Below are 21,091 nucleotides of genomic sequence, written 5' to 3'. Positions count from 1 at the left end.
CGTCCAGACGCTTGCGCGTCAAGAAAACGAACTAGTGCAAGATCTTGTTGAGGAAGTCTTTGCAGCGCGGGTTCTGCGGGTTGGTGAAGAAGTGCTCCGGCGTGCCCTCTTCCAGGATCTGGCCGTCATCCATGAAGATCACGCGGTCTGCCACTTGCTTGGCGAAGTTCATCTCGTGCGTCACGCAGATCATGGTGATGTTCTCATGCGCGAGCTCGATCATGACGTCGAGCACTTCCTGGATCATCTCGGGATCGAGCGCCGAGGTGGGCTCGTCGAAGAGGATGATGGGCTGCTTGGTACACATAGCGCGAGCGATGGCCACGCGCTGCTGCTGACCGCCGGAGAGGTTCTGCGGGTATTCGCCGGCCTTTTGCTCCAGCCCAACGCGCTTGAGCGCCGCCATGGCTGCCTTGGTAGCCTCTTCCTTGGACTTCTTCTGCAGCTTGATGGGGGCCAGCGTGAGGTTGCCGAGCACCGTCATGTTGGGATACAGGTTGAACTGCTGGAACACCATCGATGAGTACTTGCGCGCCATCTCGAGGTGGTTCTTCTTGGTGACGAGCTGGCCGTCGATGAGGACCTCGCCCGTGGTGGGCTCTTCCAGCCAGTCGACGCAGCGGATAAGCGTGGACTTGCCCGAGCCGGACGGTCCGATGATCACAAGCTTCTCGCCCGCTTCAACGGTAAGATTGATGTCCTTCAGCACGTGAAGGTCACCGAAATACTTATTGAGATTGCGGATCTCGATCATATTCGCCATGCGCGAGGTCCCCTTCCTTCTTTACATGCACGTAAGCGGCATGGACCTGAGCCCGTGTGTAAACGCGCTATACGATTAGCACAATTGTACGGTTTCACCCTGCCGTGAACGCTTTGGCTCTGAAGATGCAACGAACCCGAAACCCAAGCGATACAAACCGTTTACCCAGGAGTTCTCACTGCTAGCCAAAGAAACCCCAGTTGGTTGGATGGCAGTATACCCTATAAGGCGCCGTTTGGACAGTTTTAAGCCATAATTGTTAACAAGGGTCGATCAGAGCAACAGCCATCGGACTCGCCCCCCTATCAATCAAAACGAGGACGAGCTCGCTCACGCGCATGATATGACTGAATAATCTATGAGACTTCGCGACACAAGAACGGGCGGCGAGCACCCGCGATGGATGCCCGCCGCCCGATTGCTGCGTTTCCGCTGTGCCAGATTGGCAACTCAGACGTTGGCGCTCTTTGCGCGCCGCGGTGCCTTCTCGGCCGTGAAACACCGAGCATGGACCTTCCCGGCCTCGGTGGCGCTGTAGGTATTACCCAGCTGCGCCCCGTTCTCGTTGAAGGCGGGCGTGGAGGTCACCAAGCCCTCGCGGCGAAGGCGCGTGAGCGACCGGTCGATCGTCCGCTCGCAGCAGCCCAGCCGCTCCACGAGCTCGCTCTTGCGGAAGTTCACCGAACCGTTCTGCTCGGTCTCCCGCACGATGAGCTCCAGGACGCGCTCATGCACGAAAGCATGGCGGCCGTTGATGCGCGAGCTCACGCCCTCGAGAGAGATATCCGCGCCCGTCCTTGCCATAGGCTACTGGGCCTTCCTCTTGCGCAGCACGTAGGCAGCCGCGATGCAGCTACCGCCAGCAGCGGCAAGCGCTGCCATGACGATGCGCGAGTTATCTCCCGTCGCAGTCAGTGTGCCGGACGCCGGGGGCTCCGCATTCACCGGAGGCTCAGCCGGGCCATCGCCCTCGCCTTCCCACATGAGCACGAACGGCGAGAAGCCGTCGGTAGTGAAGCGGATACCATGCTCGGTATTCTCTACCTCGACGTATGCAGCGGACGAGCTCTCGATCTGGCCGGAAAGCTCGCCGTTGTTCATGTCGCGGTCGAGGTCGGCGAAATGCACCAGATGGAACTCGGTGTTCTGGTCGGTGCCCGCGGGGTACGGCCAATACACGGTCACGGGATGGTTAGCCGTGAGGTACACGTTACCGTTGTTGGCGTCCACCAAATCGAGATACTTGGCCTGGTACCACGGATGCTCGAAGCTGGCGCCTGTCTCGGTGATCACGTCGAGCGCGCGGTTGGCGAGCTGCTGAGGATGATCGACCGCAACACCGGTGTCATCGCTGTCCGCAAGGTCGTCGAACAGAAGCGACGGTGCGGCGGAGTCGGTCACGTCAACCTGGCTCTCGTTGATGTAGTAGGTCGTACCATCCGGCATGACCGCATATGCCTTGTCGGGGTTATCGACGCGGGCCGCAGCGAGCTCTTCCTCGGAGTTGACCACATCGGTCACCACGTCGTCCTGGTCGCCCGTGACATAGCGGACGTCGAGTACGCCCTCCTGGAGCTCCATCGTGTTGTAGTACTTCGTGCCGTTGATATTCACCTCGAAGACGACCTGGTTCGCATCGACGAGCTCGGTGTAGAGCCTCATCGTGTACTGCTGATGCAGAGCGCCTGCCTGGGCGGGATCGAAGGTGTCGTTGGTGAAGGTCGTGCTGCCGTCCTCGGATGTGAACTGCAGACGCACGGGCACGGGTTCCTGACCCGGGGTAGGATTGGGCACGATGCGGTAGATGAACTGACCGTACGCGCTGGAATTGGTTGCGCCGTACTTCACAAGCTTCCAATGGAGCTCGCCGGTCGCGCCGTTGTAACCATGGGTGTAGATGGTCATGTAGTTCGAAAGGTCGGCAGCTTCGCCCACCTCGGCGATGCCGGCGTCGTCAAATGCCTGGTTGATCTCATCGGGAAGGACGAAGTAGAAGCCCGGCTCAGGGAGCGAGTTGCTCGCGTCGTATCTGCCATCGTCCTCATCGGTGATGACGCCCTCGTAGCCCTGGTCACCACCCATGTAGACGGTGATGTCGGCAGGGTCGACCGCCACGGAGCCAAGGCCATGGGCGGCCTTGAGGGCGTGGAGGCCGTTGAGCGTGACCGTTCCGTTGACTTCCTGCTCCACGACATGGATACCGGAGTAGTCAGCGCTATGGGCAGCCCAGCGGGCTCCCTCGCTGTCGTCATACCAACCCGTGATGGGATCGGTGCAGTCGGGGGTGCCATCAAGCACCCAACCGGAGCCGACGGGGAAGAACGTTAACGCCGGGCCCGCATCGATCCCTTTGGAAATATAGATATCGTCGCCCGCCACGGTCGCATGATTGTTGCATATGACCGCATCATCGGGAAGCGACACAGTCGGATTGTAGTTCTCTCCATATCCGATATACAGTCCGCCACCATAACCATCCAGCAGGTCATTAGTTACGGTATTGCCCGTAATGACAAAAGTCGCCCCATCGCTAACGTTGAGGCTTCCTTTCCTAATATACAAACCGGTATTGAAATTGTCCTTGATCGTAAGCTCACTCGTACCGTCAATCGTGCGCTCGCCCTCTTCGTAGAGACGAACGGCTGCATAGCCCAAACTATCCTTACAATTGCCGGCAACCGTAACAACCGATCGATTGGTGATTGTCATGTCGCTTATGACTGCAATGCCAATATAGCCGTTATCGTGAGAAGAGACGTTCGAAGCATCGACGTTTAGGTATCCCGCGGACAGGCCATGCGAGCCGTTCCCGTAAAACTCCACGGTCGATCCAGAAGTGATGTCGAAATTCGATCCGTTAGAACCGTTACCGCGATTGTTGAACACTTTTACGGTGCTGTTATCAATCGCAATGTCATTCGTTCCAGTGAAACCCGAGTAGCACGCGCTCAGCTCAACTATCGATTCGTTTACGATGTCGATGCCGTAACCGGTGTCGCCCGTCGTACCATTCCAGCGAATCGCGCTGCCCGTAGATGGATAATTCATCACCGTCAGCGTCGTTCCGTCGATCACAAACGTCGAGGGCTGCTCGGCTGCAATAGCGCTGCAATAATACCCGTCTCCATTAAACTGATAGTTCTCCCCGTCCATCGCTACTGAGCAGTCCTTAAACTCAAGGTAGCCGTGGAGACCGTTGAGATACATCTGTCCGTTCGTTATGAACGTGATACCCTCAACCCTCAGCTGAGAACTTGTTGACGGCGTAATGCCATACCGTGATGTGTCGGTCACGCTGATATCGCCCGCGCCCTCCGCCGCAATGATTTCTACATTTACATTTGCGGAAATCGCGATGCGTTTATCCAGATTGACGCTTTTCAGGAGCTCGATGGTAACAGGCTCGCCCGAAGTGTCCTTGTTCGCCTCGTCTACCGCCGCCCCAAGCGTCTCATAAGACGTGTCGCCAATACGAGCAGCGTAATCTACAGCATACGCCGGTGTTGTCCATGTGAGGAGCAGCGCGAACAGCATGCCGAACGCCGCGAGCACCCCCAGGCCTTTTCTTCTCAACGCAGGTCACCCCTTCATTTCTTTCTCGTTTCCCTCCGCGCAAGAACCGCCTTCGATTGCATTGAGCGCCGGCGAAGACGGCGGATGCATGCGGCGCGCTGTTCAAAAAGCAGACATTTTTAGAGAGGGGTGCTTTAATTCACAATATATGCATGTCGGCATGCTGAGCAGGAGCGTTGCTGCGGGCAGAATCGCGCTGCATCCTGTCCAAAACGTCTACATTTTGGCCGCAGATGGTGCCATGACATCGCTGAACGTTCTGTGCTCGCATCTCATTCCTTGGGCGCATCCTCGCGGACCCATCGAAAAAATGTAGATCGGGGTATGCCGCAGAGCTCTGCGGCCCTCGCACCTGCGACGCGGCCGGAAAGATACGCCTGACGCATCTCCTCGAAAGCCGCAGGACGCTCACGGCGCGGCCTTCCAAAGCGCACGCCGCGAGCTCGCGCGGCGGCGATCCCCTCCGCCTGTCGTTGCCGAATGTTTTCACGCTCTATCTGCGCTACATACGACAGTAGTTGCAGCATCATGTCGGCGATGAACGCACCTGTGATACCGTCGAGCTCGCGCGTGGTGTCCAACAACGGCATGTCGAGCACCACGATTCCCACCTGGCGCTCCTTTGAGATGCGCCGCCACTCCTCCAGAATTTCGTTATAGTTGCGGCCCAGTCTATCGATGCTCTTGATTACGAGCGTATCGCCTGGGCGGAGCTGACGCATGAGCCTGCGATATGCTGGGCGCTGAAAGTTCTTTCCGCTCGCCTGGTCGGCATAGATGCGCCGCTCATCTACGCAATACTCGCTCAGCGCGTCAAGCTGACGAGCGAGGTTTTGATCTCGAGATGAAACGCGCGCATACCCATAGATCGCCCGCTCGCACGCCTCCTGACCCATCTTCTTCGCATTTGGCTTATTCCGCTGCATACTGCCTCTTTTCATCGGGCCGACTAGATGAGGCACAGCGTAGCGTGCGGGTTGTAGGAGGGTTTGCGGGCAGCACTGCAGGGAATGTGGCGTAGCTTATCGATTCAGAAATAGAAACTGCCGTCTGAGACACAAATAGGGCGTCCCTCGCGAACAAGAGGAACGCCCTATAAACGCATTCAAAGCGCGAATCTCTACGCCAAGCGCGCGCCGACCTCCTTGGCTGCGGCAGCCTTATCGAAGTTGCCGCCGGTGGCCTTGTTGAGCGCTCCCATCACACGACCCATATCCTTGCGCGTGGTGGCGCCCACCTCGGCTATGGTCTTTTCGATGAGCTCCACCAAGGCGTCGCCGGAGAGCTGCGCGGGCAGCAGGCTCTCCAGAATCTCGACCTGCTGCGCGAGCGTGTCGGTGCGCTCCTGATCGTTCGCAGCCTTACGGGACATCTCAAGCGTCTCGTTCGTCTGCTTGATGAGGCGCTTGATCATGTTGTTGACGTCTTCCTCGGTGGCATCACGGCGCTCGTTGACCTCGATGTTCTTCACCTCGCCCATAACCTGGCGGACGATGGAAAGGCGGACCTTGTCCTTCGCTTTCATGGCGGCAACCATTTCGTTGTGCAGCTCTTCGTTTGTCATACGCGTTCTCCTCCTAAAGCTGGCGCGCTGCCAGCGGCGACATTCACCCGCCGGCTCACAACCTTGTGGTGCAATTCGTTCCGGCAGTTACTCCGCGGCGGCATCCCCGGTAGATGAGGCGTCTCCGCTTGCATCGCCCTCGTCGGTCGAGGCGCTCGTTGCAAGGCTCATGTCCACGTTGTACGGCACGTCGGCAGGCATCTCGTTGATCTGCAGATCTGCGGAGTCGACGTAGTTCTGGAGCCACTCGGTATAAGCGGTGCCCTGCTTCTCGGACTTGATGGCATCGCTGAACGTGGTGCGCAGGTCCTCTGGAATCTGATCGATCGAGGTCACCTCGCCGTCCACGTAGAAGTGATCCGTACACGTGATGATGTGGAAGCCGTACTCGGTCTCCACCACGCCGCTCACCTGGCCGGTATCGAGCGCGGAGAGCGCCTCCTGGTAGGCATCGACGAAGGTGGTCTCCTTATCCCAGCCCACGTCGCCGCCGTTCTCGGCCGAGGTGTCCTCGGAGTACTCCTTGGCGGCATCCGCGAACGAGATCTCGCCGGCGTTGATCTGGTCCAGGATATCCTGCGCCTTCTGACGGGCCTCCTCGCGCGTGGCGTCATCGGCGTCCTCGGAAACCTTGATGAGGATATGCGACGAGCGACGGGCGTCGTTGTAGGTGCCCAGGTTCTCGTTCGCGTAGGCGATGACCTCGTCGTCGGTGGGCTCCTCGACCGGGGCGACCTTGTCGCGGAGTGCCTGCTGCTCGAGCTGGCTCGCGATCATCTGCTTGTAGGAGTCCTCGGTATAGCCGATCTGCGCGAGCATGGAGACGAAGGCGTCCTCAGACTCGTAGCCGGCGACGGCCTCCTGCCACGCGGCCTCGATCTCGTCATCGCTCACCGTGATGTCGTTGTCGCGCACCGCAGCGGTTGCCAGGTAGTCCTCGGCAATGCTGCGGATGACGCTCTCGCGGTAGCTCTCGGGCGTCTGGTCGTTGGAGGCGAGGTAGGCCGCCCAGTCCTCGTCCGCGTCGCAGCCGAGCGAGGAGCGCGTGCTCATGATCTGGTTCGTGACCGTGTCCTCCGTGATGTTCACGCCGTTGACGGTCGCCGCCACGCCGCCCGTAAGGTGGTAGGACTCGCCGGACTGCACCTGGTTCAGGATGCCGGAGCATGCCACGCCGGTGACCGAGAGCAGCATGGCGAGCACGCCGATGACGACGAGCACGTACTTGACGCCCGTTCCCATCTTGCGCTTTTGCTCGCGCTTGAAGTCGGCCTTCGTGAGGTGCGCCGAGGCGTTGCCGTGCGCGTTGCGCGCGCCGTGCTTGGCCGCCGGGGCCCCCTTGCCCGCCTTGTTATCGAATGCCATAGGTCTACCTCCCATGGTTCAAGCTCAGATCATGACTAGGCGATATGATACTACGCCGCATCTCGCGACGGCCCTGCGCCTGCGGCGCATATGCAACCCCCTCATCCCTCCACGTGCACGACGGCCTTGCGCATGCGGCCATCAGCGGCCGTCCCCACCATCCACGCGCGGGATGCCGTACGCGTCGAGCAGGCGGGCGAAGGTCTGCCGGTCCTCGACCAGCTCCGGGGTGAACCGGACGACCTTCACCCCGCCCACGGTGAGGCGCGACTCGCGCAGACGCTCGGCCCGCGCCGCATGGGCGACGCTCCTGCCGCCCCGCATGTCCTCGTCCCGCAGCTTCTCCTCGCCATCGTGCTCGCCGTAGGCGATCGTGCGGACGCCGTCCGTCCACGTGTAGTCGGGGCGGTACTCCTCGCCGTCGACGGGATCCACCTCCGCGACCTGGAGCAGCGGTTCCAGGAACCCCTCCTCGATCATCACGCCGCGCGCGATGGACTCTCCCCCGTTCTCGCTCAGCCCGTTGGCGTGCGCGAACGCCCGGCGCGCCGTCTTGATACCGCAGATGCCCCTGGGATGGGAGTCGGCGAACCCGAGCATGTCGTTGCGATCGAGGCCATAGAAGCGCATCGTCGAGTCCGCAACGGCGAGCGCCCGCGGAAACGGCAGCATGCACGCGCATTCGAGCGCTGTTGTGAACAGGTCGATTACCGGCACGCCGAGGACGCGCGTGAGGCTTCCAGGATTCGGCGCGAACGGCCTGAACCTCACCGTAAAACCCGTGTACTCGATCTCCCTCGTCTTCCCCCGCACGTAGAGCACTGGAGACCCATCCTGCTGGATGTCGGCAAATGAGACATAGAGTCCGTGGAGCACAGCAGCGGTCGTATACGCGAATACCCACTTCGGATGAACCTCAGGAAGCGACCTTGCCAGATGGACAAGACGCTCCTTCGGCCCCAGATGGCTCCAATACGCAGCGCGCACGCATATCCGATGCGCGAGGAAGATGATTCTGTCGCTCCTTCTCCGAGCGGCCCGCTCGTCCGCCTGCGACTTCAGCACCAGACAGCGTGAGGAGCGCTCCGCCCGGTCGAACATGCCAGCGAGTCTTGATTCCGCCGCCCCCGGCATCTGCCACACCTCCAATTGTGTTGGATGGGAAATGGATATGGCATTATAGCTGCGATTTTGTTATCAACATCTTTCCGTGCTCCACCCGAGACCTTACCGCGCAGGTCAAGGTTCCGACACGACTGTCGTGTGGAAAACGCACTCGGCAGACGGCAGGAAACGGGCCACAAACGGTCGTCGAAATCTCCGTCGCCTTCAAACAGTGGATTCTGTTGAAAACCACCTTACGAGTCGTGTGCCTCGAAGGCCGGCATTCTTCGATGGGAGGGTAGCCATATCCGCGCGCTCCGTATTGGAAACGCTGTGCGACCGCAGGGCGACAATCCTATATGGTCCGAATGTCCATATCCATGGACCTCAGTCAGTTAGCAAAAATCGAGATACATAGATATGGACGGATTTTCGTTCTCAGAAGCGAATTCCGTCCATATCCGTGTATCACGATACGTCGTACTTCGATTATTTTCATCGAAGTACATAAAGATGGACGTCCCCGACCCAACCGATGGGCATTTCCGGCTTACCAACCCGTTAAGGGCGTGTATGAACGCGGGGGCCCAAAATAGCCCGCTGCCCGCCTACGCGATCGAGACCGTGCGGTCGTCGTTCACGTGGACGCGGCCCTCGGCGAGTAGCTGGACCACCTGCGGGTACAGCCGGTGCTCGACGGCGTGGATCGCGGTCTCCAGCTCGTCGACCGACCAGCCCTCCTCCACGCGCACCGGCTCCTGGGCGATGATGGGGCCCTGGTCGTACACGGCGTTGGCGAAGTGCACGGTCACGCCGGTCACCTTCACGCCGCGCTCGTACGCGTCCTGGATGCCATGGGCGCCCTGGAAGCTCGGCAGCAGCGCGGGATGGAGGTTCACCACGCAATCCGGCCAGAGCGCGAGCAGCGGCTCGTGCACCTTGCGCATGTAGCCGGCCATGACGATGTACTCGGCGCCGGCGCGCTTGAGCTCCGTGGCGATGACCTCGTCGGCGTCCCACGGGTCGGCGTAGATGTCCTTCGAGAGCGCGAGCGTCTGGATGCCGGCATCGGCGGCGCGCTTGAGACCGGCCGCGCTCGGCCTGCTCGATACCACGAGCACGATCTCGGCGTTGAGCGAGCCGTCCGCGATGCGGTCGATGAGGGCCTGGAGGTTGGTGCCCGAACCGGAGATGAGCACGCCGATCTTGAGCGGCGTGAGCTCACCGGCCTCGCGGGCGGCGGCGCGGGCCGCCTGGATGTCGTTGTTGCCCGGGGCGAGCGGGGACCGCGCGGCCTTGCCCTGCGCATCGGCCAGGGCGCGGGCGAGCTCGCCGTCCACGTCACTCGAGAAGAAGAAGTCGCTCGGGAGGGCCTCCGGCGGGAGCCCCGCCTCCTCGACCAGCTTGCGGTACTCCTCGCTACTGCTCATCGAAATACCTCACCTCGCCGGAGCCGGGCACGCACGCACCGACGCGGAAGGGGTGCTCGCCGAGCGCCTCGAGGGCCGAGGTGACGGCCGCCTCCTCCTCGGGCGCGCAGATGATCATGAGGCCCACGCCCATGTTGAAGGTCTTGCACGCCTCGGCGGGCGTGAGGCCGGCCTGCTCGGAAATGTAGGTGATGACGGGCGGGACGTCCCAGCCCATCGCGGTGCCGTCGCGCGTGACCACGGCGTCGACGTCCGACGCGAGCGCGCGGTTGAGGTTCTCGGTGATGCCGCCGCCCGTGATGTGCGCGATCGCGTGGACCTTCGCGCCGCCGCGCAGAAGCTCGAGCACGGGCTTCACGTAGATGCGCGTGGGCTCGAGCAGGGCGTCGGCGAGCGAGACGCCGCCGAGCTCCTCGAGCGGACGCTCGAGCTCGGCGCGCTTCGCCACGGCCTCGGGCGTGCCGGGGACCATGCCGTCGACGCCGATGACCTTGCGCACGAGCGAGTAGCCGTTGGAGTGCACGCCGGTCGAGGGCAGGCCGATGATCACGTCGCCGGGGCGGACGTTCGCCGGGTCGAGCATCTTGGGCCGGTCGACCACACCCACGGTGAAGCCCGCGAGGTCGTAGTCGTCGGGGCGCATCACGCCGGGGTGCTCGGCCATCTCGCCGCCCACGAGCGCGCAGCCGGCGAGCTTGCAGCCGTCGGCCACGCCCTTCACGATCTTGGCCATGTGAGAGGCCTCGATGTGGCCGATGGCGATGTAGTCGAGGAAGAAGAGCGGCTCCGCGCCCGAGGCGAGGATGTCGTTCACGCACATGGCGACGAGGTCCTGACCCACGGTCTCGTGACGGTCGAGGATCTGGGCGAGCACGAGCTTGGTGCCCACGCCGTCGGTGCCCGAGATGAGGATGGGATCCTCCATGTCTTTGAGCGCCGCAGCGGAGAACAGGCCGCCGAAGCCGCCGATACCGCCGATGACCTCGGGACGGTTGGTCGCGGCGACCATCTGCTTGATCGCGTCGACGGCGCGACCGCCCTCAGCGGTGTCAACGCCCGCGTCCTCGTAGGTTACGTGCTTCGTCTCGCTCATGCGCGGTCCTTTCGCAAGTGGTTGTGCCATGGAGCCATCATAGCAGGTAAACAGCGGGATGAGCGCGACTGTCGAGGCGGGCATAGGGCTTTCATGGATGCGGCGGGTGCGGGCCGGCCCTCTGTCGCGGGCGGGCCTGAGGAAGCGTAAGAGGTCGCTTGAGATGAGGGGACGCCAACGCGGAGGACCGTCTTCTGATCGGCCGCCACGCGCCGGCGTCCCAAAACCCGGTTCGCTTAGGGGTTATTCTCCGATAACCGTGACGTATACGGTCCGCTCCTGGGGACCGTCGAATTCCGCAAGATAGATCTCCTGCGCATGGCCTTTGCGCATATGGCCTTCCGCGATGGTGAACACGGCATGGTTGCCGGTCACCATCGCCTTGAGGTGGCCGGTGGGGTTGCCCGCCATCGCGCCGTAGCTCTCGAGGAAGCGCGCATGATAGTAGTCGCCATCCTCGGGGTACTGCTCGGCAAGGCACTTCATGATGTCATCCTCAAGGCACTCGAGGCGTTCGTTGACCGTGATCCCGCACGTCGTGTGACCGCTGATCACATAGACGACGCCGTCGTGAACCCCACATTGCCTAACGATCTCCTCAACCCGATCGCCCAGCGGAACGAGCACGTTGTAGCGATCCGTTTCCACGACAAACTCCCCGTGCTTAATCATAGTGGGGACCTCCCTTAAGGAACTCGAGGGCGTTGTCGCCCATCACCATGGCCTTCGTGGAATCCCTCCAGGGCATAGCGCGGACGGCCTCCGCCATGCGGCGCATCTCAAGACGGGGCTCCTCGGACGCGAACATCACCTGGTGACGCAGGCTGCGGTCGATCCAATGCTCACCGAGCTCCTGGCTGAAGATGTGCCCGTAGAACTCGGGGGCGTTGTCAAAGTACAGGCACGAGAGGTCCGTGTAGACGTTCTTGCACTTGAGCATGATCATCGCGACCTCGCGTGTCCACGGCCACCCGAAATGCTGGAGGCACATGCGCAGCCCCGGAAACGCCAGGGCGACGTCCTCGAACAGCATGGGATGGCTGTTCGAGCTGGACAGGCGCGGGCGGGCGGACATGCCCGCCTGGAATACGATGGGCTTGCCGTGCGCCTCGCAGGCCTCGTAGATCGGAAAGAGCGACTCATCGTCGGGGCTGAACCGCTGCTGGGCCGGATGGAGCATCAAACCCGCGAGATCGAGCTCGTCGAAGGCACGCTCGACGACATCGAGGGCATCCTCCCGCGCGGGGTCGACGCTCGCGAACCCGATGAAGAAATCGGGATTATCCTCGACGAGTTTCGCCACCTGCTCATTTGTGCCGAGATACCCGCCTGATACGGTGCTCAGGTCGAGCGGCATAAGGCAGAGCATGTCGATCCCCGACGCAGCGGCAAGCGTGCGCAGCGACGCAACCGACTCCGCTCCGGTCTTATAGAGCCCCGTCTGCTGACGGCAGTACTCGAGCTGTTCCTCGCTGGAGCCGAGCTCCTCGATGAACGCGGGAAGGACGTTCATGTCGATGACCATGCAAACCTCCATTGCATTGAAAACGATTGTGCGATGTTCCCGTTATGGACAAAACGCCCAGCGAAAGAGGTCGCAGGCCGATTGGCTATGGACCTCGGTACGGGACGCCCCGGTGCAAGCGAGCCGGATTCGCCCTCGGAGGGAAAGAGGGATTCGCAAGCGGCGCCGGGCCGTCCCGACCGTTTAGGCATCTTGAAGGCTAGGCGCAGAGCACGCCGGCCCAAACGCCCAGAATGCCGACGATGATGGTCCCCACGAGCAGGGCGACCACGTTGACCTTCTTCTTGAGCAGCCAGTAGTAGATACCGAGCGCGGCGAGGCTCAACATGCCGGGCATGATGCCGTTGATGACGTCGATGAGCGCGGTGGCGGCGTCGCCCGAGCCGAAGGAGATGGGCGAGTTCACCCAGATGAGCTCGTTGGTCATGCCGCCGATCACCATGACGCCCACGATGGAGGCGGCCATCATAAACTTGTCCATGAGGCCGGATTCCTGGACGGACTCGAGGTAGTTCGCACCGAGCTCGTATCCCTTGAACGTGCAGACCCAGCGGATGATGTACTGCGGGACGTTGAAGATGGCGAGGAACAGAAGCATGCCGAGGATTCTGCCCTGCGCGGCGAACGACGTGCCGATGCCGATCGCCAGGATGCGCAGCGTCCCGAAGAACAGCGAGTCGCCGATGCCCGCGAGCGGGCCCATGAGCGCCACCTTCATCGTGCTGATGCTCGACTCGTCGAAGTCGTCGTCCTTGGCGTTCATCTCCTCCATCGCCGCGACGATGCCGCCGATGAACGGGATGAGGTACATGGAGCAGTTGAAGAACTCGAGATGACGCACGAGGGCGCTCTTGAGTTTTTCAGGGTCGTTGCGGTAGATCTTGCGGAGCACCGGGATCATCATGAACTCGAAGCCCATGTGCATCTGGCGTTCATAGTGCCAAGAGAACTCCATTGGAAGCGAGCGCCAGAAGATCGAGCGCAGGTCTTTCTTGGTGAGCTCGCCGGTCTGTGCCTTAGAAGTCATCGTCGTCACCTCCGTCGACGGAAACAGCGGTCTGGGTCAGGGCGCCATCGAGCAGGCCGGTCTTGAGTACGGCCGCGATCACGCCGAGCATCGCGATGCCGAGCACCGGAACGCCCATGTAGGACGACAGGATGAAGCCCAGGAAGAAGAAGACGACGACCTTCTTGTTAACGGTCATCTGCGCGAGCATGGCGAAGCCCATGGCGGGCAGAAGACCAGTGGCGACCGTGAGGCCGTCGTTGATCACCGATGGGATGGAGTTGACGAGCGCCTCGACCTGCGCGCTACCAAGGGAGTAGCCCAGGACCACGAGCCCGCCGAACGCGAGGCTTCCCACGATGCCGTCGACGATATGGATCGTCTCGACCGCGCGGTAGTTCCCTTCCGCGGCGTACCTATCGGCCCAGGTACCGGTCAGCGGGTAGATGACCGACATGAACAGGTTCTCGAGCAGGCTTGCGAGCAGGGCGATGGGATAGGCGAGCGTGACGGCGACCTCGGCACCGCTGCCGGTGACGATGGCGAACGCCGTGCCGAGCACGCCTCCGACCACCACGTTGGGCGGGACGAACGCGCCGACGGACTGGGCGCCGATGAAGGCGAGCTCGAGGACACCGCCGATGATGATTCCCTGCTGGACATCGCCGAGCACGAGGCCGACGAAGGGCCCGGTGACGATGGGGTTCTTGATCAGGCTCGTGCCGAGGGCGTAGTCGCAGTTCGCGACGAAGGCGATGAGGCCGAGCAGCAGCGCTTGCAGCATTGTTTACCTCCTTACTGAAGTACGGTTCGCGCATCGACCGAGGGATCGACCGGCACCATGCGGATCTCGACTTCGACGCCGCGATCGAACAGGTCCCTCAGCTGGTCCTCCTCCTCGGGGGTCACATAAATCGCCTTGGCGATGTTGCGCGTGTTGTCCCGGGGCTTGGTCCCCCCGAGGTTGATGGCCTTGATCCGGTCGCATGAGGTCGCCAGGGCATGGGCGTCGCCGATGGACTCGACAACCACGAACAGCCGGTACTTATCCGTCACCCCGCTGTTGATGGCCTCGATGGCACCCTCGATGCTCTTGATGACGAGCTTCACGCCAGCGGGCTTGGCGAGCTTGATGACGCTTTTCCGCGTGGGGTTCTGCATGACGTCGTCGTTCGCGATGAGGATGCAGTCGGCCCCGAGCTGAGTCGTCCACGAGAAAGCGACCTGCCCGTGCAGGAGGCGATGGTCTACGCGTGTGTTGAGGATCATGACCGCTCCTTAGTAGTCGAACTGGTGGTAGTAGCGGCGGTAATCGAGGTTGTGCTTCGTCACCAACTCGTAGTAGGCGGCAAGGCGGTCCGTGATGATCGAGCTCAAGATCCAGGGGCTCACGATGACGCGGAACTCGTCATCGAGGCCAGGGGTCGCGAACTCGGCGGTATCGACGATCACGTAATCCTGATCGCCCGTCACGCCGCTGCGCAGGAACGCCTCGACGCGGTTGTCGTGCGCACGGAACTCGTCCTCGCCCTTGAAAAGGATGACCGGCACGCCCGGCTCCACGAGCTCGAGTGTCCCGTGGAAGAAGTCCGCGGAGGTCACATAGCGCGTGCGCTTCCACTGCATCTCCTCGAGAACGCACATCGAGAAGAGGATCGTCTCGCCCCACAGGGCACCGCTACCGATGAACATCGTGTACGGAGCCAGCGCATAGGCGCGGGCGATCTTCTCGGCACGGGGCTCGAAGCGTTTGCGGATATCGAGGAGCGACGACCAGATCCCCTCGGTCTGAGTGATGAAATCGTCGAAGCGCGGGAAGCATCCGCGGTGATACAGGAGGCGCAGGCCAAAGCAATCGGCAAGGTAATAGCTGCCCTCGCATCCGCTCGCACCATGCGCCGACGCCATCTCGACGCAGTTGTCGGCACCGACGACTTGGCCGATGGGGCCTTCCTTCTTGGTCATGGCATAGACGCGCACCCCCATCTCGCGCATCTTCTTAACGGCCTCGAGCACCTCGGGGGTCGTACCGGATTCAGATGCGGTGAGCACCACCGAGCGGTCGGTCATGCGCTTGTGCCCGACGGCGTTCCATTCGGCGGCGTGGATGAGGTACACCTCCAGATCGCGATCGCCGAACTTCTTCATCAGGTACTCGAGCTGCATGAGCTCGTCCCAGGTGCCTCCCACACCCAAGAGGAACACGGCGTCGAACCCCTCTTCCGCCACGTCGTCTGCAAAGGCGGACATCTGCTTTCCGAGCTCGACGAGGCGTTTGCCGTTCGCCAGATAGGCGTCCTCGTCAAAATGCATGAGCTCGATCTTCTCCTTCACGTCCATCCCACACTCCCTTTCTCTAATGCAGTTCTAGTACAACAAATTGGTTTTTCATACCAATTCGTGAACAGGATAGTTCTTTTTGATACCACATCTGCTTTATCGAGCTTGATTTCGCCGAACGGTCGATAATTCGTGTTAAGTGGTATCTATTACTTATGAGTTGTTTAGTGTTTAGTGCTAAGCGTTTAGTATTTAGGCGCAGCGGGAATGGCCGCCATGCGCATGGCCAGCACTAGTACTGGTAGATATAGCCACCCTGCTCGCCGCTGTTAATCGAGCGCGTGTACTCGACAACCTGATAGTTTTCGTCGTAGCTCAGGCTTTCGAGAACAAGGGCCGGGGAGCCGGGCTTCACCTGGAGCAGTCCGGCGTCACGGGCGCTCAGGGTCTCGATGCCGAGCTTCTCCTGCGCGAGCGCCACCTTGTGGCCATAGGACGCATACGTCTCGAACAGGCTGAACACCGTGATGTCCACCTCATCGATACCCTCGAAGAACCGAAGCGGTATGAAGGTGTTATCAATCGAATACGGACTTCCGTTCACGCTGTTCAGGCGACGGATCACATAGAGTTCCTCATCAGGGTCGATGCCGAAGAGATGCGCGTAGTACTGCCCGGCATCTCGCCGCGTCGCAGCCAGCACGCGTACGGACGGGCAGGCGTCTTGGCGTCTCGCCACCTCGCGGAAGCCGCTCAGAACCTCGCCGAGCATGGGCAGGCGCAGCGTCACGAACGCCCCCTTGCCCTGGACGCGGCGGATAAGACCGCGATCCACGAGATCATCGATCGCCTTGCGTATCGTAAGACGCGCGACCCCGAACTCCTCGGCAAGATCATGCTCAGACGGCAAGGCGCTGCCGGACGGATACTCGCCTCGCTCGATGCGCTGGGAGATGCAACGGCGGATGACGAGGTAAATCGGATCTTGAGCTGAGCCGATTTCTTGGATGCCTCCATCGGGCCGGGTCGTTCGACCCTCTACGACTTCAGCCATGCTGCACCGACCTTCGTCTTGACGCCGGGAGCCTCCCCGTTGTTGGCGAACCGGTACCGATGAGGGAGGATCACCGCCTTGACATACTCAACCGTGCGTCCGTCGCGATCCTTCTCAAGCGATTCCTCGTAGTAGGCCGGCGATGCCTCCGGCGCCTGGAGGATCTCGGCCTCATCGGCGGTGAGCTTGGTGATCGTGATGTGCTCGACACCGTGCTCGACGCTGATGCCGTACTCGGCCCCCAGCACATCGTACAGGCTCTCGACCGCGAAATCGTGCTTCTCGATACCGGTGCAGGACTCCATGTTCACGTAAGCCGTCTCGATCGCCGCCGGTTTTCCATTGACGGTACGCAGGCGTTTCAGCAGGAACATTGGGGTGTCGATGGAAACGTTGGCCTTGTGCGACAGCGTTTCGTCGGCGTGCAGCGTGCCCGACGCCAAAACGTGCGCGCCGGGCGTGAGTCCCACCTCGCGGACGGCAGATGAATAGTTATAGACCTCCTGGAACACGTTCAACGGCTTGGGCCGACACACGTACGTCCCGGATCCTCGGCGGCTTTCGAGGGTATCGCGGGAAATCAGCAATGCGATCGCAGAGCGCAGCGCGGTGCGCGACACGCCGATGAGCTCGCAGAGCTCTCGCTCGGGAGGGAGCCTGTCGCCGCCCTTGAGGCCATGTTCCTGGATGTACCAGAGAATTCCTTCGACGGCTCGATCTTTCGGGGGAATATTCGAGGCTTCGACACGCATATCGATTCGTCTCCTCCCCGTCCTATTTCATCGAGCTCGTGGCTCATCAATAGATAACTAACAGGAATATAGCACCAATTATGATCTCATGTCCCCGATCGGCGGTCCGCAGCGCGCCTACGCCTCGCCGTGGGCGGCCTCCCAGCTGCGGTCGAGCTCCTTGTCGGTGACGCAATGGCCGCTCACCGGCTCGGGCTTCGTGAAGTTGAGCGGGTCGTAGCCGGGCATGAACTTGTCGCGGCCAAAGCTGTCGGGGATGGCCACGGGGTAGACGCCCGTGAAGCACGCCGTGCAGTAGCCGCGCACGCCGCCGCCGGGCTGGACCTCGCCGATCGCGGGCACGCAGGCGAGCAGCCCCTCGACCGAGAGGAACGCGAGCGAGTCGGCGCCGATGTAGGCACAGATCTCCTCCACCGACTTGTTGGCGCTGATGAGCTGCGCCTGCACGTCGGTGTCGATGCCGTAGAAGCATGGCCACACCACCTCGGGGCTGTTGATGCGCACGTGCACCTCGGCCGCGCCCGCCTGGCGGAGCATCCGCACGAGCTGCACCATGGTGGTGCCGCGCACGATGGAGTCGTCGATCACCACAAGGCGCTTTCCGGCGATGTTGTCGCGCAGCGGGTTCAGCTTCATGCGCACGCCCATGGCGCGGAGCTCCTGCGTGGGCTGGATGAACGTGCGGGCGACGTAGCGGTTCTTGATGAGGCCCTCGCCGAAGGGGATGCCGCTCTCGCGCGCGTAGCCCTCCGCGGGCGGCAGGCCCGAGTCGGGCACGCCGATGACCATGTCAGCCTCGACGGGTGCCTCGGCTGCGAGCCGGCGCCCCATGTCGTAGCGGCAGGCGTAGACGGACTTGCCGCCCATGATCGAGTCTGGCCGCGCGAAGTACACCTGCTCGAAGATGCACTCGGCGGACTCGGCGGCCGCGGGCACGCCCTGCTCGGAGACGAGGCCCGCCGCGGAGATGCGCAGGATCTCGCCGGGACGGATGTCGCGCACGTACTCGGCGCCCACGATGTCGAGAGCGCAGGTCTCGGAGGCGACGACCCAGCCGGCGGCGTCCCCGGCAGCCGAGGCGGCGCCGCCGGCCGACGGGACGCCTGCGCCCTCGGCCCCCTCTGCGACGGGCAGCTTGCCCAGCACGAGCGGGCGGATGCCGTGCGGGTCGCGGAAGGCGTAGAGCGCCTGCTCGTTGATAAGCGTCATCGCATAGCCGCCGCGGATGAGCTCCATCGTCTTGCGGATGCCCTCGCGCAGGTGGTTGGTCCGCTGCGTGAAGTAGCCGATGAGCTTGGTCGCGACCTCGGAGTCGGAGTTGGAAAGAAACGGCACGCCCAGCTCGATGAGCTGCCGGCGCAGCTCGTCGGTGTTCACGAGCGTGCCGTTGTGCGCGAGCGCGATGATGACGTCGTTGATGGTCGAGAGGTGCGGCTGTGCGGCCTCCCAGCTCTTGGCGCCCGCCGTGCCGTAGCGCACGTGGCCCACGGCGAGCTGGCCGGTGAGCGTGGAGAGGTCGGCGTCGGTGAACACCTGGTCGATGAGGCCGAGGTCCTTGCGGACCATGACGGTGCCGCCGTCGCCCACCGCGATGCCGGCGGATTCCTGGCCGCGGTGCTGCAAGGCCTTGAGCCCGAAGTACGTGAGCCGCGCCACGTCGCGCCCCGGCGCCCACACGCCGAAGACGCCGCACTCCTCATGCAGGGTGTCGCCCTCGGCGGCGTCGATATGCTGTGCCCGGACGCGATCCATGCACCCGTCGGTACCACTCGTCATTGCCGGCCCCTCTCCGCGTTCACGATGCCGTATGCACGATTTTGCCATTATGGCACGATTGGGCCGGGGATGGCGCAGACGGGCGCGATATCGTGCCGCCGCGCACCTCGAGGCAGCTACTCGTCCTCGGCACGCGCCTCGTCGATCTCGGCGTCCAGCTCATCGGAGTACACGCTGTCGAACGACGCATCGAACGCATCGTCCACGCTCGAGGCGCCCAGGTCGTTCTCGGCGAGCTCGTCCTCGAGGCTCTGCGCGTTCCGGGCGGCGCGCAGCCGCTCGACCTGCGCCTCGGACATCACGCGCGTGTCGCTCATGACGCCGTTGAGCATCACGAACGGGTGCTTGAAGGCCGAGATCACCGCGCGCAGCACGATGGTGACGAGCCACGTGAGGTAGACGGACGAGAGGATCGCCTCGACGGTGTCCGCGCCCACCGCGTACTCGTCGACCCACATGCGAACCGTGATCCCCTGCGTGGGGTAGAGCGCGCCCACCCAGACGGGAAGCAGCAGGAACACCCAGAACAGCAGGCCATAGCGGGCGATGTAGGACAGGCAGGTCGCGGAGTCGCCGTCGGGCCTGACGACGCGCAGCCTGAGCACCATGTGGCCGATCGTCTGGCCGCGGGTGAGGCACGGGATCAGCATGAACGCGACGCCGGTCGAGACGAGCAGGCCGGCCAGCGTGTCGTAGCGGCCCGTCGAGCCGCCGGCGATGAAGTGCCGCCACGCCCACAGGACGGCCGCGGTCACGACCATGTCGATCGCGAACGCGATGAGCCGGCGGGTGAACGAGGTGTGCTCGGAGCCGCGCACGATGGAGCGCTCGTCGACCTCGCGCAGGTCGGGCAGGAAGTGGCAGAGCGGGATCGACGCCCAGAACCCGAGCATGGCGCCGGTCGTGTTGGTGATGAGGTCGTCGACGTCGAACAGACGGTACGGGTGCTCGTAGATGCCGAAGAGCCCGCTCAGCTGGGAGATCTCGAAGAACAGCGAGAAGCAGGAACCCATGATGAGCGTCTGCCACCAGCTGCGGTGGAAAAGATAGCGCAGGTACAGGCCGAACGGCACGGTGAGCAGCACGTTGAAATAGACCGTGTAGACGTCGGGACGGCGCAGGAAGGCGATGAGGCCCCTGAACGTCGACAGGCTGCGGAGGTCGGCCATCGTGAAGTTGTCGAGGAAGCTCAGCGGGTGGAGCTGCGGATGCTGCGCGCTCGGGATGAGGATGCTGCGGTCGGCAGGCAGCGGTAGGATCACCATGAAGTAAGCGCACATGAGGTAGAAGATGAAGGAGAACACCAAAAACGTCTTCCACAGCGAGATGCTTCCGTACTTGCGGTACTGGTAGATGGCATACGGCAGCGAGAGCAGCGCGGACAGCAACGGGAAGAGGAACACCGCGACGCGGATGTTGTTCACATAGGAACTCATGCAGCACCTTTCAGGGACGGCAAGCGGGCCTGATGGCCGGGAGCGGCATCTCTGCCTTTCGAAAAGCGGGAACACGCCGTGCCACGGCGTTTCATAGCGCACCAGCATACCGTATCGGCCCGTTCGGCGCTCAATCTAGACACTTTTATCGATATTGCACGACCGTATCTGGGCATTTACCAGTGCGATTGCTCCACCCGGGCGAAACGGACCCATAAAAGGCCAGTTGAGCGCCGCGCCCGTACGCCTGTTTCAACCCCCAATCGTACAATATCGAAAAAACTGTCTCTCAGGCGCGGTGAGGGGGCATCTCGAGGCTCGAAACCGCAATCGATGCGGCATCGTAGCAACGCAAACGAGGAAGCGCCGC

19 protein-coding genes are annotated in these 21,091 nt (G+C 62.3%); all 19 read right to left on the bottom strand.

Annotated elements, in window-relative coordinates; translation table 11 throughout:
- Positions 1 to 31: 31 nt before the first annotated feature.
- Positions 32 to 763, bottom strand: a complete 732-nt coding sequence (locus tag FS885_RS03970; RefSeq protein WP_144743698.1) for an amino acid ABC transporter ATP-binding protein — start codon at positions 761 to 763, stop codon at positions 32 to 34.
- A gap of 450 nt (positions 764 to 1,213) precedes the next feature.
- Positions 1,214 to 1,567, bottom strand: a complete 354-nt coding sequence (locus FS885_RS03960) for a MarR family transcriptional regulator (protein WP_245859639.1) — start codon at positions 1,565 to 1,567, stop codon at positions 1,214 to 1,216.
- 3 nt (positions 1,568 to 1,570) lie between these two features.
- The gene (locus FS885_RS03955) at positions 1,571 to 4,336 is read right to left on the bottom strand and encodes a right-handed parallel beta-helix repeat-containing protein (RefSeq protein ID WP_144743697.1); all 2,766 of its coding nucleotides are present in this window, start codon (positions 4,334 to 4,336) and stop codon (positions 1,571 to 1,573) included.
- Between the two features lie 272 nt (positions 4,337 to 4,608).
- Positions 4,609 to 5,262: a recombinase family protein gene (locus FS885_RS03950; protein ID WP_222419873.1), complete on the bottom strand. Its 654-nt coding sequence runs from the start codon at positions 5,260 to 5,262 to the stop codon at positions 4,609 to 4,611.
- Positions 5,263 to 5,456: 194 nt separating this feature from the next.
- A complete protein-coding gene (locus FS885_RS03945; protein WP_102372959.1) occupies positions 5,457 to 5,900 on the bottom strand; it encodes a GatB/YqeY domain-containing protein in 444 nt (147 codons plus the stop codon).
- An 87-nt stretch (positions 5,901 to 5,987) separates the two neighbouring features.
- The gene (locus FS885_RS03940) at positions 5,988 to 7,265 is read right to left on the bottom strand and encodes a peptidylprolyl isomerase (RefSeq protein ID WP_144743696.1); all 1,278 of its coding nucleotides are present in this window, start codon (positions 7,263 to 7,265) and stop codon (positions 5,988 to 5,990) included.
- Positions 7,266 to 7,406: 141 nt separating this feature from the next.
- Positions 7,407 to 8,141, bottom strand: a complete 735-nt coding sequence (locus tag FS885_RS03935) for a hypothetical protein (protein ID WP_144743695.1) — start codon at positions 8,139 to 8,141, stop codon at positions 7,407 to 7,409.
- A gap of 836 nt (positions 8,142 to 8,977) precedes the next feature.
- Entirely contained in the window at positions 8,978 to 9,799 is an 822-nt protein-coding gene (purN, locus tag FS885_RS03930) for a phosphoribosylglycinamide formyltransferase (protein WP_425458923.1), read from the bottom strand.
- Positions 9,789 to 10,892, bottom strand: coding sequence for a phosphoribosylformylglycinamidine cyclo-ligase (purM, locus tag FS885_RS03925; RefSeq protein WP_144743694.1), 1,104 nt, complete (start codon positions 10,890 to 10,892; stop codon positions 9,789 to 9,791). Before purM ends, purN begins: the two co-directional genes overlap by 11 nt.
- Positions 10,893 to 11,135: 243 nt before the next feature.
- Positions 11,136 to 11,564, bottom strand: a complete 429-nt coding sequence (locus FS885_RS03920; protein WP_144743693.1) for a secondary thiamine-phosphate synthase enzyme YjbQ — start codon at positions 11,562 to 11,564, stop codon at positions 11,136 to 11,138.
- Entirely contained in the window at positions 11,557 to 12,417 is an 861-nt protein-coding gene (locus tag FS885_RS03915; RefSeq protein ID WP_222419872.1) for an amidohydrolase family protein, read from the bottom strand. Before FS885_RS03915 ends, FS885_RS03920 begins: the two co-directional genes overlap by 8 nt.
- A 199-nt stretch (positions 12,418 to 12,616) precedes the next feature.
- On the bottom strand, positions 12,617 to 13,444 hold the full coding sequence (locus FS885_RS03910) for a PTS system mannose/fructose/sorbose family transporter subunit IID (RefSeq protein ID WP_144743692.1): 828 nt from the start codon (positions 13,442 to 13,444) through the stop codon (positions 12,617 to 12,619).
- Positions 13,434 to 14,207, bottom strand: a complete 774-nt coding sequence (locus FS885_RS03905) for a PTS mannose/fructose/sorbose/N-acetylgalactosamine transporter subunit IIC (protein ID WP_144743691.1) — start codon at positions 14,205 to 14,207, stop codon at positions 13,434 to 13,436. Before FS885_RS03905 ends, FS885_RS03910 begins: the two co-directional genes overlap by 11 nt.
- Positions 14,208 to 14,218: 11 nt before the next feature.
- The gene (locus FS885_RS03900) at positions 14,219 to 14,692 is read right to left on the bottom strand and encodes a PTS sugar transporter subunit IIB (RefSeq protein ID WP_144743690.1); all 474 of its coding nucleotides are present in this window, start codon (positions 14,690 to 14,692) and stop codon (positions 14,219 to 14,221) included.
- Between the two features lie 9 nt (positions 14,693 to 14,701).
- The gene (locus FS885_RS03895) at positions 14,702 to 15,763 is read right to left on the bottom strand and encodes an SIS domain-containing protein (protein ID WP_144743689.1); all 1,062 of its coding nucleotides are present in this window, start codon (positions 15,761 to 15,763) and stop codon (positions 14,702 to 14,704) included.
- Positions 15,764 to 15,995: 232 nt separating this feature from the next.
- Entirely contained in the window at positions 15,996 to 16,757 is a 762-nt protein-coding gene (locus tag FS885_RS03890; RefSeq protein ID WP_144743688.1) for a GntR family transcriptional regulator, read from the bottom strand.
- Positions 16,742 to 17,509, bottom strand: a complete 768-nt coding sequence (locus FS885_RS03885) for a GntR family transcriptional regulator (protein WP_144743687.1) — start codon at positions 17,507 to 17,509, stop codon at positions 16,742 to 16,744. Before FS885_RS03885 ends, FS885_RS03890 begins: the two co-directional genes overlap by 16 nt.
- A gap of 117 nt (positions 17,510 to 17,626) precedes the next feature.
- Positions 17,627 to 19,285, bottom strand: coding sequence for an amidophosphoribosyltransferase (gene purF, locus FS885_RS03880; RefSeq protein ID WP_425458922.1), 1,659 nt, complete (start codon positions 19,283 to 19,285; stop codon positions 17,627 to 17,629).
- A 116-nt stretch (positions 19,286 to 19,401) separates the two neighbouring features.
- Entirely contained in the window at positions 19,402 to 20,721 is a 1,320-nt protein-coding gene (locus FS885_RS03875) for a VanZ family protein (protein WP_144743686.1), read from the bottom strand.
- Positions 20,722 to 21,091: the final 370 nt, after the last annotated feature.

The organism is Enorma burkinafasonensis, from assembly GCF_902150035.1.
Taxonomy (GTDB): domain Bacteria; phylum Actinomycetota; class Coriobacteriia; order Coriobacteriales; family Coriobacteriaceae; genus Enorma; species Enorma burkinafasonensis.
This window is presented reverse-complemented; position numbering and strand designations above follow the sequence as displayed.

Bases quoted from the DNA above. Each gene is read 5' to 3' on its own strand.
- FS885_RS03970 (WP_144743698.1), bottom strand. From the start codon at position 763: ATGGCGAATATGATCGAGATCCGCAATCTCAATAAGTATTTCGGTGAC.
- FS885_RS03900 (WP_144743690.1), bottom strand. From the start codon at position 14,692: ATGATCCTCAACACACGCGTAGACCATCGCCTCCTGCACGGGCAGGTC.
- purF (WP_425458922.1), bottom strand. From the start codon at position 19,285: ATGACGAGTGGTACCGACGGGTGCATGGATCGCGTCCGGGCACAGCAT.
- FS885_RS03905 (WP_144743691.1), bottom strand. From the start codon at position 14,207: ATGCTGCAAGCGCTGCTGCTCGGCCTCATCGCCTTCGTCGCGAACTGC.
- FS885_RS03895 (WP_144743689.1), bottom strand. From the start codon at position 15,763: ATGGACGTGAAGGAGAAGATCGAGCTCATGCATTTTGACGAGGACGCC.
- FS885_RS03920 (WP_144743693.1), bottom strand. From the start codon at position 11,564: ATGATTAAGCACGGGGAGTTTGTCGTGGAAACGGATCGCTACAACGTG.
- FS885_RS03885 (WP_144743687.1), bottom strand. From the start codon at position 17,509: ATGCGTGTCGAAGCCTCGAATATTCCCCCGAAAGATCGAGCCGTCGAA.
- FS885_RS03960 (WP_245859639.1), bottom strand. From the start codon at position 1,567: ATGGCAAGGACGGGCGCGGATATCTCTCTCGAGGGCGTGAGCTCGCGC.
- FS885_RS03910 (WP_144743692.1), bottom strand. From the start codon at position 13,444: ATGACTTCTAAGGCACAGACCGGCGAGCTCACCAAGAAAGACCTGCGC.
- FS885_RS03940 (WP_144743696.1), bottom strand. From the start codon at position 7,265: ATGGCATTCGATAACAAGGCGGGCAAGGGGGCCCCGGCGGCCAAGCAC.
- FS885_RS03915 (WP_222419872.1), bottom strand. From the start codon at position 12,417: ATGGTCATCGACATGAACGTCCTTCCCGCGTTCATCGAGGAGCTCGGC.
- FS885_RS03950 (WP_222419873.1), bottom strand. From the start codon at position 5,262: ATGCAGCGGAATAAGCCAAATGCGAAGAAGATGGGTCAGGAGGCGTGC.
- FS885_RS03890 (WP_144743688.1), bottom strand. From the start codon at position 16,757: ATGGCTGAAGTCGTAGAGGGTCGAACGACCCGGCCCGATGGAGGCATC.
- purM (WP_144743694.1), bottom strand. From the start codon at position 10,892: ATGAGCGAGACGAAGCACGTAACCTACGAGGACGCGGGCGTTGACACC.
- purN (WP_425458923.1), bottom strand. From the start codon at position 9,799: ATGAGCAGTAGCGAGGAGTACCGCAAGCTGGTCGAGGAGGCGGGGCTC.
- FS885_RS03945 (WP_102372959.1), bottom strand. From the start codon at position 5,900: ATGACAAACGAAGAGCTGCACAACGAAATGGTTGCCGCCATGAAAGCG.
- FS885_RS03875 (WP_144743686.1), bottom strand. From the start codon at position 20,721: ATGAGTTCCTATGTGAACAACATCCGCGTCGCGGTGTTCCTCTTCCCG.